Annotated in this window: 14 protein-coding genes; 2 read left to right on the forward strand and 12 right to left on the reverse strand. The window is 69.7% G+C overall.

Annotation, left to right across the window (positions count from 1 at the left end; all coding sequences use genetic code 11):
• The first annotated feature begins 84 nt into the window (after positions 1-84).
• Positions 85-1,359 carry an LCP family protein gene (locus ACIBTU_RS36575; RefSeq protein ID WP_399131033.1) on the forward strand — a complete coding sequence of 425 codons (1,275 nt, stop codon included), beginning with the start codon at positions 85-87 and terminating at the stop codon, positions 1,357-1,359.
• Here the strand turns inward: ACIBTU_RS36575 and ACIBTU_RS36580 are convergent.
• The 10 genes from ACIBTU_RS36580 to ACIBTU_RS36625 all read right to left on the reverse strand — a co-directional run bounded on the left by ACIBTU_RS36580 (position 1,346) and on the right by ACIBTU_RS36625 (position 11,398).
• The gene (locus ACIBTU_RS36580; protein ID WP_399131035.1) at positions 1,346-2,020 is read right to left on the reverse strand and encodes a hypothetical protein; all 675 of its coding nucleotides are present in this window, start codon (positions 2,018-2,020) and stop codon (positions 1,346-1,348) included. The two genes, ACIBTU_RS36575 and ACIBTU_RS36580, sit on opposite strands and share 14 nt — an antisense overlap.
• 991 nt (positions 2,021-3,011) lie before the next feature.
• Entirely contained in the window at positions 3,012-3,959 is a 948-nt protein-coding gene (locus tag ACIBTU_RS36585; RefSeq protein WP_399131036.1) for a hypothetical protein, read from the reverse strand.
• Positions 3,956-5,005, reverse strand: coding sequence for a protein phosphatase 2C domain-containing protein (locus ACIBTU_RS36590; RefSeq protein ID WP_399131037.1), 1,050 nt, complete (start codon positions 5,003-5,005; stop codon positions 3,956-3,958). The genes ACIBTU_RS36585 and ACIBTU_RS36590 overlap by 4 nt, the downstream gene beginning before the upstream one ends.
• Before the next feature lie 34 nt (positions 5,006-5,039).
• Positions 5,040-5,705: a VWA domain-containing protein gene (locus ACIBTU_RS36595; RefSeq protein WP_399131039.1), complete on the reverse strand. Its 666-nt coding sequence runs from the start codon at positions 5,703-5,705 to the stop codon at positions 5,040-5,042.
• Between the two features lie 20 nt (positions 5,706-5,725).
• Positions 5,726-6,004, reverse strand: coding sequence for a hypothetical protein (locus tag ACIBTU_RS36600; protein WP_399131040.1), 279 nt, complete (start codon positions 6,002-6,004; stop codon positions 5,726-5,728).
• Between the two features lie 209 nt (positions 6,005-6,213).
• Positions 6,214-7,557, reverse strand: coding sequence for a methyl-accepting chemotaxis protein (locus ACIBTU_RS36605; protein WP_399131041.1), 1,344 nt, complete (start codon positions 7,555-7,557; stop codon positions 6,214-6,216).
• 354 nt (positions 7,558-7,911) lie between these two features.
• Complete coding sequence (locus ACIBTU_RS36610; protein ID WP_399131043.1) at positions 7,912-8,331, reverse strand: spore-associated protein A; 420 nt, start codon at positions 8,329-8,331, stop codon at positions 7,912-7,914.
• A 230-nt stretch (positions 8,332-8,561) separates the two neighbouring features.
• A complete protein-coding gene (locus tag ACIBTU_RS36615) occupies positions 8,562-9,509 on the reverse strand; it encodes a tyrosine-type recombinase/integrase (RefSeq protein WP_399131044.1) in 948 nt (315 codons plus the stop codon).
• On the reverse strand, positions 9,460-10,050 hold the full coding sequence (locus ACIBTU_RS36620) for a hypothetical protein (protein ID WP_399131045.1): 591 nt from the start codon (positions 10,048-10,050) through the stop codon (positions 9,460-9,462). Before ACIBTU_RS36620 ends, ACIBTU_RS36615 begins: the two co-directional genes overlap by 50 nt.
• Before the next feature lie 190 nt (positions 10,051-10,240).
• Positions 10,241-11,398 carry an acyl-CoA dehydrogenase family protein gene (locus ACIBTU_RS36625; protein ID WP_399131046.1) on the reverse strand — a complete coding sequence of 386 codons (1,158 nt, stop codon included), beginning with the start codon at positions 11,396-11,398 and terminating at the stop codon, positions 10,241-10,243.
• Positions 11,399-11,615: 217 nt separating this feature from the next.
• Here ACIBTU_RS36625 and ACIBTU_RS36630 point away from each other — a divergent pair, with 217 nt between their 5' ends.
• Entirely contained in the window at positions 11,616-12,941 is a 1,326-nt protein-coding gene (locus ACIBTU_RS36630; protein ID WP_399131047.1) for a UDP-glucose dehydrogenase family protein, read from the forward strand.
• 297 nt (positions 12,942-13,238) lie between these two features.
• Here the strand turns inward: ACIBTU_RS36630 and ACIBTU_RS36635 are convergent, their stop codons facing one another.
• Together ACIBTU_RS36635 and ACIBTU_RS36640 are read right to left on the reverse strand one after the other, a co-directional pair.
• A complete protein-coding gene (locus ACIBTU_RS36635; RefSeq protein ID WP_399131048.1) occupies positions 13,239-14,321 on the reverse strand; it encodes a membrane dipeptidase in 1,083 nt (360 codons plus the stop codon).
• A 142-nt stretch (positions 14,322-14,463) separates the two neighbouring features.
• Positions 14,464-15,660: a dipeptidase gene (locus tag ACIBTU_RS36640; protein ID WP_399131049.1), complete on the reverse strand. Its 1,197-nt coding sequence runs from the start codon at positions 15,658-15,660 to the stop codon at positions 14,464-14,466.
• Positions 15,661-15,662 lie beyond the last annotated feature (2 nt).

The following is a 15,662-nucleotide window of genomic DNA, read 5'->3' on the forward strand; positions in this document are numbered from 1 at the left end:
GTTTGTGTCAGCTCTGCAACAGCCCCGGTCCGATTTACCCACCGCCCTGTAAGGCGCGCACCCCCGCACGGCACACTGGGCCGTATGAATGACTGGCCCGAGGGGTGGAGCGACAGGCAGGGCGGTGGCTCGCGCGGCGGCTACGGCCGAGGCAGCGCGAGCGCACGCCCCGAGGGCGCGCGCTCGATGCGCCAGGTGCAGCGACCGGTGCCCCCGCAGCAGCCCGCGTACGACGACGGCTACGGCGACCGGTACCGCGAGGAGCCGTCCTACGACAGCGGCTACAACACGGGCCAGGTCTACGGCCAGCAGAGCCGCGCCCCGCACGGGGGCGGCGGCGGGGACGACTACGGGCCGCCGACCGGCCGCCCGGTCCGTCCCGCGAACTGGGGCAAGCGCATCAAGTGGGGCGTCATCACGGTCGTCGCCGTGGTCGGCGTCACCAGCATCGCCACGTACTTCTGGGCCGACTCCAAGCTGCACCGGGACGTCGACCTGTCCAAGGTCATCAACCGCCCCGAGGCCGGCGACGGCACGAACTACCTGATCGTCGGCACCGACAGCCGCGAGGGCATGTCCGACGCGCAGAAGAAGGAGCTGCACACCGGCTCCGCCGAGGGCAAGCGCACGGACACGATGATGATCCTGCACGTCGGCGACAACGGCGACACCCTCGTCTCGCTGCCGCGCGACTCGAACGTGACGATCCCCTCCTTCAAGGGCGCCGAGTCCGGCAAGCTCTACCCGGGCACCGGCCGCCAGGTGAAGCTGAACGCCGCCTACGCGGAGGACGGCCCCGAGCTCCTCGTCCGCACCGTCGAGTCCAACACCGGCCTGCACATCGACCACTACGCGGAGATCGGCTTCGCCGGCTTCGCGAACATCGTGGACGCGGTCGGCGGCGTCGAGATGGACCTGAAGGACGGCTTCAAGGACAAGTGGTCCGGGGCGGACTTCGAGAAGGGCAAGCAGACCCTGAACGGTCAGCAGGCTCTCGCCTTCGTCCGCACCCGCCACGCCTTCGCCGCCTCCGACCTCCAGCGCACCAAGAACCAGCAGGCCTTCCTCGCCGCCCTGGCCCACAAGGTGGCGTCCCCGTCGACGGTCATGAACCCGTTCAAGCTCTACCCCACGATGGGCGCGGGCCTGGACTCCCTGGTCGTCGACAAGGACATGAGCCTGTGGGACCTGGGCTCGATGTTCATGGCGATGAAGTCGGTCTCCGGCGGCGACGGCAAGTCCATGAACATGCCGGTCAACGGCTCGGTCGGCGGCAACCTCCTGTGGGACAAGGCCAAGGTCAAGCAGCTCGTCGACCAGTTCAACAACGACGAGAAGGTCACGGTCACGAGCGACTGACGCCGTAGTCCTCCACGTACTGGGCGATCAGCTCGCGCAGGGCCGCGGCCCGGTTCGAGTCCTCCCGCTGGGTGCGCAGCGCCTCGTCGGCCGCCCGGAGGCGGGCCACGGCGGCGGGGTCGCCATCCACGAGATCGTCGACGACCGGCTCGGTCATCAGGTCCAGGCACTCGCTGAGCATCCGTCGGGTGGCTGGCGCGGGCGGCTCCGGGTCGGGGGCACGGTACGTGGCGGTCAGATACCGCGCCGGGTCTGTGATGGTCCAGCCGACGACGGCTCCGCGCTGCACGAGCAGCGCGACGTCGGAGGCGATGCCGATCCGCGCGTCCAGCGGCGCGTCCAGGACGTCGAGGTCGCGGAGGCAGACCAGCACGCCGTCCCCCGGGGTCCGGCAGAGCACCGAGCACATCTCGTGCCGGAAGCCCTCGGCCTCCGCCGCGAGCAGCCCGCCCAGCCGCACCTCGGGCAGCTCGGGCACACGGTCGGAGACCTCGGAGTAGGCGGTGCTGTACGGCAGTTGAAGCTCGACACCGACGAGCTTCCGGCTCTCCGGGTCGAACCGGAGGGTGTCGGGTGTGTCCCACAGCGCGGGCCCGCTCCCGAAGGTGCTCGCGAGGAACCGCTGCTGTTCCGTCACGTCCGTGTACCCCGGGACATCCACGGAATCTCCCGTGAAGCGGGGGGTGCCGGGTAGCGGATCGCCCGTCACCGCTGCCTGCCAAGCACCGTCGAACGACACTTTCGCGGTCATGCCTGCCTCATCTGATCTGCACTCCAGGGGCCACGACTGCCGCCGAGCGCCTTCGCCCCGGTCTCGCCCTTGATACCCGACTCCCCGTACGCCGTGATGGCCTGGCCCTGTGACTGGTACACGGCATCAGGGTTCTTGACGATCTCCAGGGCCCGTTCGTCGGTGAAGGCGTGGCGTTCGTCCCCGTGATACTTGGGGGTTGCCCACGTACGTGACCGGGTTCGGGGCCGGGGCGAGGTCGAAGGTGCGCTTGCCCGACAGCCGGTCCGCGACCGCCAGCACGAGGTCGTCGACCACCGGCTCCGTGACGAGACCCCGGCACTCACTGAGCAGCCGTCGCGTTGCGGGCGCGGGCGGCTCCGGGTCGGGATCCTGGTAAGCACTGGTCGGGATACCGCGCCGGGGCGTGGACGCTCCAGCCCACGACGGCACCTCGTTGGACGAGCAGCGCCACGTCCTGCGCGATGCCGATCGGGCTTCCAGCGGTGGGTCCAGGACGTCCGTGTCGCGGAGACAGACCAGTGCGGCGCCCCTCGGAGCCCGGCACAGCAGCGCGCAGATCTCGTGCCGGAAACTGCCGACCTCGTCAGCTCGGAGTCCGCCCTGCCGCACAGGGGGCAAGGCAGGACACCCGGCGGTCTCCGAGTACGCGGAGGACGGCAGCTCGAGGCGGACTCCGGCCAGCACGCGGCTGCCTGAGTCGAACCGGAACGCATCGGGCGTGTCCCACAACCAGTGGTCGCTGCCGAAGGTCCCGGCGACGAACCGGTTCCGCTCCGCCTGGTCCCCGCAGGGAGCGAGAGAAACGGAGTCGCTCGTGAAGCGAGGGGTGCGAGACAACGGGCAGCCCGCCAACGTCGCCGCTCAGCCCTCGTCAACCGCCAGCTTCATGAGGACAGACTCAGTCGCGAAACGAAATGGTGCCCCGGCTGCGGCGACCGTCGAACTTCGAGCGGTCCACCACCGGCCGGGGTTCCGGCCTCGCCGCGACCAGCTTGATCGTCTCACGCGCTGTGAGGGCGTTCCTCCACTGACCGAGATCGGGCCGTCCTCCTGCCGGACCACCTGCCTGATCCCACAACCGCCGTACGGCTTCCTCCCGGCGAGCGTCGAGCACTCCGGTGACAGGAATCAGGGGCTTGCCCGGCCTCGCATACGCGTCCCGTGCCAGCACTCTGCCGATCATCAGGGCGGCTTTGTAGCGATCGCTGTCGACGGTGGCGGTGCCCGGGGAGGCCAGCGGATCGTGCCAATCAGGCGTATCGGCCTGAGGCAGTACAGGAGCCCGGCCGACAAGCCTGATCCCATCGCAGTCCAACAGGAAGACGGACGGCACCGGGTCCAGCGTCCACAGCACGTTGGACTGCGAGAGGTCTCCCAGGACCAGGCCGGCCGCGTGCAGCCTGCCGATAGCCTCGGTCAGTGCGATCGCCAGCGCACGCCGTGCCTGTGGTGCCGGTTGCACCACCGCACTCCACGCCGGCTTGGCCTCTCGCAACAAGTAGGACAGGTCGATCAGGCGGCTGTCGCCCTTGGACGTCGCCCATGTCATCGGGTTCGGCGCCCGGTTCATCAGAAACCCGGTGACTCTGCTGCCGTCGAGAACCCGGCACAGCGGCCACGCCGCCTCTCTGTCCAGTCGCTCCCGATCCGCCTCCTGAAGCCTCAGGCGATAGGACACCAGGGCAGCGAGCGCCGCACCATCGACCTTGTGGGGTTCCCGATACCCCTTGTAGAGCAGCCGCCCCTGCCCGGCAACGACATGTACCTCTCCCTGCCCCCCGTCTCCTGCCTTGTCGAGAAGCCGGAGCTGCGCGTACTGCTGGTCGGCTCCGTCGCCGGCGGTCATGCGTGCTCCTCCCGCTCCCACAGCACCACAGCGGTCCGGTCGTCGTCGTACGACTTCACCCTGTACTGGAACTGCCAAAGGAAGTCGGCCGGTTCAGGCACCGTGCCGTCGCCCCACGCCGCGCGCAGGAACTCACGCATCTCCTCGTCCCCGGCAAGGGGGCCCGACAGTCCGTCGGTGGCCAGGACTAAGACATCCCCGGCACGTGCCGGGATCAGCCGCGTCTGTGCCGTGCGGGACATGGGGAGCGCCGCGGTGCGGGTGTCGATCATCTCCGTGTCGTCGCCGGACATCGCTGTGATGTCCGGGTACCAAAACCCTCCACGCAACAGGGCGGTGCCACCGTCACCGACTGCCAGAAACGCCCTGGTCCGGATCGACGGATCGGAGGGGACCAGCAGGATGCGGAGCGTGGTGGCGTACGCACCGGGCTCGTGTCCACGATCCAGCGCCGCGTTGGACAAAGCGTGGGAGATCCGTTCCACCACGGTGTCGGCGATCTCCTGGAAACGCTCGCCGTCTCCGGAACGGATCACGGCGGGAAGTGATACCGCGCGCCTCACGTAGCGAGCGGCAAGCCTGCACACCTCGTTGGAACCCAGGTGGGACTGCGCTGCGGACCCCACACCGTCGGCGACCGCCAGCATCAGCAGTTCCTCCCCACCGTCGCCCGACTGCTGAGGGGCGGCGGGGAAGGTGATCCGTGCAACTCCGAGAGCATCCTGGCGGGGCTCTCCGTGATACCGGTGGGAGTCGCCCCGGACGGAAGCGGCCCGGACCGTCACACCCGGCGCGGACGCGCCGTCCATGACGGTGTCCGGCAACAGTGCGGCAAACAGATCTGCGTCCACGGTCGGCCTGCTGTTCGGCACCGAGGGGTACAGCGGCGGCTTCGGGCCGCTGTACTGAGGGGCGCCGAGCTCGGGTACGTCCGGTGCGGGCGCCGGTGACTGCACGGGCGCCTCCGTTAGCCGTGCGGTCACCAGATCCTTGGGAATGGAGTCGAAATGTGCGGCCAACTGCCCGTCGGCTTCCCGGCCGTCCACGTGATCAGGATGTCCCGGCATCGGTCGCCCCCGCTCAGAGCTTGTCGAGAGAAACGGTGGAGAACCCGGGCACAGTTTCGTCGACGGCCAGCGTGAAGCCCGATCCGCCGTCCGCCGCGATCGTGCTCGCGGACCGCACGATGGAACGGGTCAGGCTGGAGGCGAACTCACGCAGTGCCTTAGCGGCGGTGACGCTGGAGTCCTTCTGCATGAAGGCCCGGAAGTTCGCTACCCGCCCGATCGTGGCCTCCTCTGCGTCGCCGATACCGAAGGCGATGATCTTCGGGGCGTACCGCGAGGCGAGCAGCTCCTTGTGGGCCTGCTCCCAGCCTTCGTCCGTCGGGATCCCGTCGGAGAGGAAGAAGGTGACCGGCCGGTACACCTCGTGTCCCTCCGCCTTCAACGCGGCCACATCGGTCTCGATGCACCGCAGCAGCGTGCGGAACGCCGCGCCGAACGACGTCAGGCCACCGGCCGAGAGCGCCGGGACCTCCTCGATGTCACTGAGGTCCACCAGGGGCTGCAGCACATTGGCATCGTCCGAGAATCCGATCAGACAAAACCGGGTCTTGTCGGCGACCGTCGGGTTGGTGCTGATCTCGTGATGAAGTTCGGGCAGTGCACCGTTGATCGAAGCGATCGGGTCCCCGGACATCGAGCCCGATTCGTCGCACAGCAGGTAGAACGGCAGGATCTGCATGGCCTCGCGCCTCCGGTCGGTCAGTTCTCGTACGTGTAGAAATAGATCTCTATGTCGGCGTGGCCCCCGGCGGACCCGCCCTTCCAGAAGTCGCGCGTCGTGGCCTTCCCGAACATCTCCGGACGTGCCGTACGGAGCGCGGAGTTGACCTCCGTCGCATACTTCCCGCCACCCGCCGGGTCGGGGTGGCGACCGAAGGTCAGCACGATGGCCGCTTGTCGCCCCGCGTACTTCTCGGTGGCACTGCGCACCTGCTCCTTGATGCTCCGCACATCACCGGCGGGGGCGTCGACAGCCACCTTTACCGGGGTCCGGGACACCGCGCGGGCCCCCGACGGACTCGGTTTCGGAGACGGTTCAGGCCTGTCCTTCGCCGCCGAGGCGGACGGACGCGCCTTGGCCACGGCCTGCGGATCGCCCTGATCTCCCATGGCTACCAGGGCGAGTACGAGCAACATGTCGGCGAAGAGCCAACCCGCGAGAAACAGCGGGTTGAACCGGGGAGCCCTCACAGCGCGGCGCTCGGACGGGTGGAGCGCGCGGCGTCAGACGGTTTGTCGAGGGTCAGGCCCAGGCCAGCCGCGCCCCCGTCGCCGGAGACGGGCACCGCGGTCTCCAGCAGATGCGCGAACCGCTCCGCCGCCTCCCGCAGCGCCTCCGTGTGCGCCGCCATCTCCCGCACTGTCACTTGCGACGCGCGGACGGCTTCCTGCGACTCCCGCACGGACACCTGCGCCTCACCTGCCGCGGACACGGTGCCGCGGGCGGCCTCTTCCGCTGCCGCCACCACTGCCGCCGAGTCCGAGGCAACGCCGTCCAGACGACCGAGCACCTGCGCCGAAACATCCGCGGCAACTTCAACGCCGGTGGTGAACGACCGCTGTGCCGCGGCAAGCAGCGTCACCGAATCCTCGACTCGCTCACCGGCCTGCCCGAGAGTGTCACGGACCTCGCCGTTCACCTCCCGCACATCCTCCAGTGCCTTGCGGACCATGACGCCGCTTCCACTGACCGCGGCCTCCAGCTCCTTGCCACTGTGGCGCACCGCATCCTCGATCCTGCCTGCGGCGAGTTCGAGGGGCTGGACCGCGCTGCCCACCGTGCTGAGTTGACGCCCAGCCTCCTGGACCGCGTCCCCGACGGCCCCGGCCGCGGTGGCCAGTTGCGTGTTCGCCTTCGCCGCTCGGTCTCCGAGTCGCGTCAGGGTCTTGGCAGCACCGGTCAGCTCGGCGGCGAACCGCGTCGGTGAAGACAGGCGGTGCTCATTCAGTGCGAGTTGAGCCCGCGTAAGAGCGATGACCAGGCGGGAGGACAGCTGGTCGGATTGCCGACGGGACACCTCCTCGGCCCGATCGCCAGCGGTCTTCTTCCAACCGTGCACGGCGACTGCGGCCATCAGCCCGAAGATCATGGTGGCGGCCACCATCGCCGTCGTACCGAAGGACAGCCCGTCGAGCCGCCCCTCGAAGCCCGTTTGCCACAGCTGGAGGAAGGGGCGCCCCGCCGCCTTGGGGTCAGCGGTTGTCAACGCTTCATACGCGCTCGACGCATTGGCCAGACCCACCCAGGTGGCAAGCAGCGGCAGGAAGACACCGACGCCCAGCGCGATCTCAAGGCCGGTCAGCCAACGCTTGGGCTCCGCCACCGGAATATGGATGCTCTCCGGACGCGCGTAGGCGGCCAGCAGGTCGAGTTGCGTCCAGGGCTCCAGATCGGCACCAGGAGTCGGTGCTCCGAGCGCCTTCGCCAGTTCGTACAGTTCCTCGCTGCGCGGCGCGAGCCCCGGCTCCCCGGCCAGATCCCTGATCTGCTGCGCGACCACATGACGGTCGGCCAAGCCCCCCACGGCCATGTTCCACCCCTTTGGCATTCCGGGGGTGCACGTCACGAGCCGTCCCGCTCCCCAGCAGACACGGCGGCCCCCCGGCCTTCGACAATCCACGTACCAGGACCATCGGGACCTCGCAACGCAATTGCAGGCGCCCAGAGTACGACACGCTTCACACCGTCAGGCCTCTCTCGGCGCAACCAACTGCGGGACTGTGGCGGCCGCGTATTAGTTCCTCGGACTTGACCTGGCAAGTCCGTCTCGGTGGTGACCTCACCTGCCGTGCTCGGCGGAGTAAAGGCGACGATGACCGCCACCTGACATGAGGGGCGCAGGAGTTCACCTCCCGCGCCCCGTTCACGTGCACGTCCGCACGGCTCAGCCGCAGTGGACCCCGTAGTCGATCTGCACGTAGCTGTTGCTGCCGGCTTCGCCGCCGTAGTCGATGCAGTGGCCCTTGGCGTACACGTAGACGGGCCCCGCGTAGTAGGCGAACGTCCCCGCGTCCATCTCGTTGGACTTCCACACCGTGTCGGTCCGGTGCACGCGCAGGCGGGCGTCCAGGTAACGCGCCGTCCCCGGGTCGTCGTTGACGGTGACCACGCAGTTGTAGCCGTTGGAGCTGTTGTAGGTGACATAGGCGATGCCCTGGCCCACGTCCTTGGAACCGATCACGTTGTAACCGGACCCGCAGGCGCCGTTGTACCCCGCGGCCGCGGCCGGCGTAGCGGAGAAGACGAGACCGGCGGCGGCCAGGCCGAACGTGGCGGCGATGCCACCGAGCCGTCGCATGCGCATGAGGATTCCTTCCGTCCGGATGATCGACGGCTCGAGTCTCGTGACCTGGCATGCCCACAGCCAACGCCTCGAAGTTCTTTGGCTGGTTCGCAAGAACATTTGACTGGTTCCGCGATCATGAGACTCACACCACCACTACGCGACAGCGGCCACCGACTGCCCGGCCGGGCCGCATACGGAACCCAGCGCACCATCGATGGCCAACCGCGCACGGTCCGGAGCGTCCGGCATCACGTCCGCGTAGACCGCTCGGTGAAGGACACCGATGCATGCCCGAGCCAGGCGGACACCTCGGACACCGGTACGCCCTGGCTCAGCAGAGAGGCCGCGTAGTAGTGCCGGAGGCTGTGCGGTTTGAAGTAGTCGAGGCCCGCTTCGGCGAATGCCGGCCGCCAGATGCGCTGGTACCAGTAGTAGGGGTAAAGGAGCCCCGTTCCCGTCACATTGGGGAACAGGAGCTCTTCATCACCCCAGGTGTCGAAGTCCCTGAGATGCCGCCGCAACGCCAGGGCGACCACGCCGGGGAGCGGTACACGGCGCCCCTTCTCCCCGTCCTCCCGCCACTTGACGTGACGCAGTCGCATGCTGCCGAAGCGGCCTGACCCCGTGTCGCGGTCACAGGCCACCTGGCGGTCCACGGTGAGCAGGCCCTGGGCGAACGAGATCCGGTCCCGGGTCACGCCCATCGCCTCACCGAGCCGCAGACCACACCCGGCCATCAGCCAGAACATGCCTCGGTACCGCTCCGGGGCGGCGCCGATGACGGCGAGCACCGCATCCGTCGGCGGGATGTGCACGTCCGCCCGCTGGTCCCGATGAGTCCTCGCCCGGCTGACCGGCAACGTCACCGACCGGCACGGGTTGCTGTCGACCAGGTCCCGCCCGACGGCCCAGTCGAACACCGCCACGAGCACGTTGAACCGGAACCGGACGGTCGAGGATTTGTAGCCCCGGTCCCGGATCATCCATTCCACCCATCGCTCGATCCGGCAGGTGGTGACGGCCCCTACGGCTTCGGCCTCGAAGAACGGCTGGACGGCTCTCGCCGAGATCGACCGGTACTGCTTGACGCTGCTGTTCTCCACTCCCCTCGTGGTGGCCCACAACTCGAAGACCTCCACCAGTGACTCACCCCTCGGCGGGTCGACGCCCTTCCCCAGCGCGCGCGGATTCCCCATGCCCGTCATCCCCCTCCAGGTGCCGTCTGGCCTTGCCGGTCAGACGGTCTGCGGGTTTACCCGGCGACCCCTCCAGGAAGCCCATCGCGCGCGCCCGCCGGATCCGCCCGCTGACGGTGTTCCGGCTCAACCCCCACGCCGACGCCAGCCGGGTGACCGGACTCCGGTACCCCTGCTGCACCAGCTGCACGTACGCATGGGCCATCAGCGCGTACTCCTGCTCGGTCTCGACCCTGGAGAGCTTCGCAGCGGTGGTGGCCGCGCCCGTCGAACGCCCCAGGCGTGCCCGCAGGTCCTTGGTCGTCCTGCGGATCTCCGCCAGGGAGATCGACCTCATGAGTTCCGCCGTGATGCCGTCCGTGCCGACCCCTGCGCCGAGGTCGTCCGGGGGCTCGATGCAGAGGCTCGTCGGGCCGTCCCATGGTGCGTCGAGCCGGTTGACAACGGTCAGACGCCAGCCGTGCAATTCGGCTTCGTGGACGAGTCGTTCCCCGTCCAGGCTCCACCCCTCGGGCAGGTTCACACCTGAATCAGCGGTCATGGGTCGAACGTAGCGCGCTCCTGTGGTCCGCCGTGTGCCGAGAAGCCCTCGGCCACACGACGAACGTAAGACACGAGACATGGTGATATCCATGTCTCGTGGTTCCCTTACCCAGAAAGAGTGAAGGGCGCCCGGTTTCCCGGACGCCCTTCGTCTGTCGGTCAAGCCGGTCAGGCCTGTCCGGCCCGCCTTACGGCAGGTTGCGCGCCATGACGATGCGCTGGACCTGGTTCGTGCCTTCGTATATTTGTGTGATCTTCGCGTCTCGCATCATGCGCTCGACCGGGTAGTCGCGGGTGTAGCCGTAGCCGCCGAGGAGCTGGACGGCGTCCGTGGTGACCTCCATCGCGATGTCCGAGGCGAAGCACTTGGCGGCGGCGCCCAGGTACGTGAGGTCGGCGTCGCCGCGCTCGGAGGCGGCGGCGGCCTGGTAGGTCAGGGCGCGGGCGGCGGAGATCTTCATCGCCATGTCCGCGAGCATGAACTGGATGCCCTGGAAGTCGGCGATCGGCTTGCCGAACTGCTTGCGCTCCTGGACGTAGCCCTTGGCGTAGTCGAGGGCGCCCTGGGCGACACCGAGGGCCTGGGCGGCGATGGTGATGCGGGTGTGGTCGAGGGTCTTCATCGCGGTGGCGAAGCCGGTGCCCTCCTCGCCGATCATGCGGTCGGCGGGGATGCGGACGTTGTCGAAGTAGACCTCGCGGGTCGGGGAGCCCTTGATGCCGAGCTTCTTCTCCGGGGCGCCGAAGGAGACACCCTCGTCACTCTTTTCCACGACGAACGCCGAGATGCCCTTCGAGCGCTTCTCGGGGTCGGTGACGGCCATGACCGTGTAGTACTCGGAGACGCCCGCGTTGGTGATCCAGCGCTTCACGCCGTTGAGGACCCAGTAGTCGCCGTCGCGGACCGCGCGGGTCTTCATGCCGGCGGCGTCCGAGCCCGCGTCGGGCTCGGAGAGGGCGTACGAGAACATCGCGTCGCCCTTGGCCAGCGGGCCCAGGTACTTCTTCTTCAGCTCCTCGGAGCCGGAGAGGATGACGGGGAGCGAGCCCAGCTTGTTCACAGCCGGGATGAGGGAGGACGAGACGCAGACGCGGGCGACCTCCTCGATCACGATGACCGTGGCGAGCGCGTCGGCGCCGGCGCCGCCGTAGGCCTCCGGGACGTGGATCGCGGCGAGGTCCGACGCGACGAGGGCGTCGAGCGCCTCCTGCGGGAAGCGGGCGTCCTCGTCGACCGCGGCGGCGTGCGGGGCGATCTTCGCCTCGGCCAGCGCCCGGATCGTGTCGCGGAGCATGTCGTGCTCCTCGGACGGGCGGTACAGGTCGAAATCAGCCGATCCGGCCAAGGTCTCTCACTCCAAGCGACGCTAATTACCGTTAAGTAACCCAAATCTTAGGGCGCGGCCCGCAGGACGGATACGTGAGCTACGCGACAGCCACAACTTGCCCCTTCGGGGCGCTCCGCATACCCCGACTATGCTCGGGCGCGCGTCGCGGCACCACCGCAGAGCAGATCAGTACTCAGTAGCGCCCTGGCACCGACACCCTCTGGAGCTTCTCGCCATGCCTTTGAAGATCACCGTGATCGGCACCGGATACCTCGGCGCCACGCACGCCGCGGCCATGGCCGAGCTCGGCTTCGAGGTGCTCGGGCTCGATGTCGTCCCCGAGAAGATCGAGATGCTCACGCGGGGCGAGGTCCCGATGTACGAGCCCGGTCTCGAGGACCTGCTGCGCAAGCACGTCGCGGGGATCGAGGGGTCCAGCGGGCGGCTGCGCTTCACGATGGACTTCGCGGAGGTCGCGGAGTTCGGCGACGTCCACTTCGTGTGTGTGAACACGCCGCAGAAGCACGGCGAGTACGCGTGCGACATGTCGTACGTGGACTCGGCCTTCGGGGCGCTCGCGCCGCACGTGAAGCCCGGCGCGCTCGTCGTCGGCAAGTCCACCGTGCCGGTGGGCTCCGCGGAGCGGCTGGCCCGGCTGCTGCCCGAGGGCGTGGAGCTGGCGTGGAACCCGGAGTTCCTGCGCGAGGGCTTCGCCGTGGACGACACCCTGCACCCGGACCGGATCGTGGTCGGTGTGCGCGGGGAGCGGGCCGAGAAGCTGCTGCGCGAGGTGTACGCGACGCCGGTCGCCGAGGGCACGCCGTTCGTCGTGACGGACTATCCGACGGCCGAGCTGGTGAAGACCTCGGCGAACTCGTTCCTGGCGACCAAGATCTCGTTCATCAACGCGATGGCCGAGGTGTGCGAGGCCGCGGGCGGTGACGTCGCGAAGCTCGCGGAGGCGATCGGGTACGACGACCGGATCGGGCACAAGTTCCTGCGGGCCGGGATCGGGTTCGGCGGCGGCTGTCTGCCGAAGGACATCCGGGCGTTCATGGCGCGGGCCGGCGAGCTGGGCGCGGACCAGGCGCTGACGTTCCTGCGCGAGATCGACTCCGTGAACATGCGGCGGCGCGGGGCGATGGTGGAGATGGCGCGGGAGGCGCTGGGGGGCGGGGCGTTCCTCGGCAAGCGGGTGGCGGTGCTCGGTGCCGCGTTCAAGCCGGACTCGGACGACGTACGGGACTCGCCCGCGCTGAACGTCGCGGGGCAGATTCATCTTCAGGGCGGTCAGGTGACCGTGTACGACCCGAAGGGGATGGAGAACGCGCGGCGGCTCTTCCCGACGCTGGGGTACGCGGACTCCGCGCTCGAGGCGGTGCGGGGGGCGGATGTCGTGCTGCACCTCACGGAGTGGCGGGAGTTCCGGGAGCTGGATCCCTCGGAGCTCGGCGCTGCCGCTGGGCGCCGGGTGATTCTGGATGGGCGGAATGCGCTGGATCCTGTGGCCTGGCGGGAGGCCGGGTGGACGTACCGGGCGATGGGGCGGCCGTCGGCTTAGTCACCGGTACGGCTTCGCGCCGTAGGGGGTTCTTGCTTTCGTCGCCGGGTGCCGCCCGGTGGGGCTTCTCGCGCAGTTCCCCGCGCCCCTGAAGGGCACACTTCGTGCGCCCCCAGGGGCGTTGGCGGTCGCGACCCGCGGCGGAGCGCTGATCGACACAGCCCCGCGCCCCTGAAAGGCACACTTCGTGCGCCCCCAGCGGCGTAGGTGGTCGCGACCCGCGGCGGAGCGCTGATCGACACAGCCCCGCGCTCCTGAAAGGCACACTTGGTGCGCCTTTCAGGGGCGCGGGGTGTTCTATATGCGCGGGGAACCCGTCGGTGGAGTGCCGCGGTGGTGTGCGGCGCGGGCGGTGAACTCGGCGGCGCGCAGCACCCGTTGGACGTTGCCCCAGGTGAGCTGGGCGAGGTCGGTCTCGGGCCAGCCGCGTTCGATGAGCTCGCCGATGAGCGCCGGGTAGCCGGAGACGTCGTCGAGGCCCTCGGGGTGCGCGGTCGCGGTGTCGTACATGCCGGAGAGGCCGACGGCGCCGGGGCCCGCGATCTGCCGTACGTGGTCGAGGTGGTCGGCGACGTCGCGGAGCGCGGGTCCGGTGCGGTCGGCGGAGCAGGGCACGAGGCACAGGCCGCCGGAGGCGCCGAGGGCGGCGAGCAGTTCGTCCGGGGCGTTGTCGGGATGGTGGTTGAGGGCCTGGGCGGCGGAGCGGGTGAGGATCGCCGGGGCCTTGGAGACGGCGAACACGTGCCGGGCGGTCGCGGGGGACGCGCCGGTGAGGTCGACGAGCATGCCGAGCCGGTTCATCTCCCGGACGATCTCCTCGCCGAACCGGTTGAGGCCGGTGTCGCCGGCCCATGCGGTGCCGGTGAGGGTGAGGGCGCGCAGGCCGAGGGCGTGCAGGCCGCGCAGGGTGCCGAGGGAGTCGCCTGCGGCTGCGGCGGGGGCGGGTCCGATGAGGACGGCGGTGCGGCCGTGGGCGCGGGCGTCGGCGGTCTCGGACGCGGAGCGGGCCAGGCGCAGGCCTTCGGGGTAGCGGTCGACGACGTGGTTGACGAGGTCGATCTGTTCGAGGGCGCTGGTGACGGGCTTCTCGCCCGCGATGTGCAGCGCCCACAGGAGGGCGCCGGTGCCGCCGGCGCGCAGCCGTGGCAGGTCGGTCTCGACGGCGCTCTCGCCCAGCTCCAGGTCGTACCAGGGCAGGGTGCGCAGGGCTTGGAGGAGGCCGCTGTAGCCGTCGGCTATGGGGTGTCGCGCGAGCAGCTCGTGGGCCTGGGCCGGGTCGGGGGTGGTGGGGACCGGTGGGGGCGGGGCCGAGGTGGGGGCGGGCTGGTCGAGCTCGCCGGCTTCGGCGGGGGCGCTGATGTGATCCTGCAGTTCTGCCATGAGGGTCCTGCTTAATTCGGTGAAGCGTTCGGCCCACCGTGGCATGCGGTGCGGCAGGGTTTCGCGGTGAGTAGCGCGAACGGGTGAGGGCGCCGAATTTCCGGCGCCCTCACCCGTTCCTCAGGAAATGCCCTGCGATGCCTTACGCGTCGAGCTGCTCCAGCGTCGCGTTCGACGGGCCCCGCCTGCCCTGGAGGTCGCGGGCGACGGACTCGGCGTCGCCGAGCACGCGGACCGCGTTGCGCCAGGTGAGCTTGGCGAGGTCGTCCCGGGACCAGCCGCGGGTGACGAGCTCCGCGATCAGGTTCGGGTAGCCGGAGACGTCGTCGAGGCCGTCGGGGGTGAAGGCGGTGCCGTCGTAGTCGCCGCCGATGCCGATGTGGTCGACGCCGGCGACCTCGCGCATGTGGTCGAGGTGGTCGGCGACGGTGGCGGCGGTGGCGATCGGGCGCGGGCGCGCCTCCTCGAAGGCGCGGTGCAGCTTCATCGCCTCGGGGGACGTGTCGAGGTGGTGGAAGCCGTGGGCGCGCAGGTTCTCGTCGGCTGCGGCCGTCCAGTCGACGGCGGCCTGGAGGACGAACTTCGGTACGAAGGTGGCCATGGCCACGCCGCCGTTGCCGGACAGGCGGGCCAGGACGTCGTCCGGGATGTTGCGCGGGTGGTCGCAGACGGCGCGCGAGGACGAGTGCGAGAAGATCACCGGCGCCTCGCTGACGTCGAGTGCCGCGCGCATCGTGGTGGCGGCGACGTGCGAGAGGTCGACGAGCATGCCCTCGCGGTTCATCTCGCGCACGACCTCGCGGCCGAACGCGGAGAGGCCGCCGACGCCGGGCTCGTCGGTCGCCGAGTCCGCCCACGCGATGTTGTCGTTGTGGGTGAGCGTCATGTAGCGGACGCCCAGCGCGTACAGGGCGCGGAGGGTGGCCAGCGAGTTGTTGATGGAGTGGCCGCCCTCGGCGCCCTTGAGGGAGGCGATGCGGCCCTCGGCGCGGGCGGCCTCCATGTCGGCGGCGGTGAGCGCGGCGCGCAGGTCGGCCGGGTGGCGGGCGATCAGCTGGTCGACGCAGTCGATCTGCTCCAGCGTGGCGCTGACCGCGGTGTCGCCGGCCATGTCGGAGCGGACGTACACGGACCAGAACTGGGCGCCGACGCCGCCGGCCCGCAGGCGGGCCAGGTCGGTGTGCAGGTGGGCGCTCTGGTCGGCGGCGATGTCGCGCGCGTCGAGGTCGTACGTGACCTGCTCGCGCAGGGCCCAGGGGAGGTCGTTGTGGCCGTCGACGACGGGGAAGTCGGCGAGGAGCGCGCGGGCCTGCTCCAGGGCCTCGGGGGTGACGGTCATGC

Source organism: Streptomyces sp. NPDC050145, from assembly GCF_044460245.1.
GTDB lineage: Bacteria > Actinomycetota > Actinomycetes > Streptomycetales > Streptomycetaceae > Streptomyces.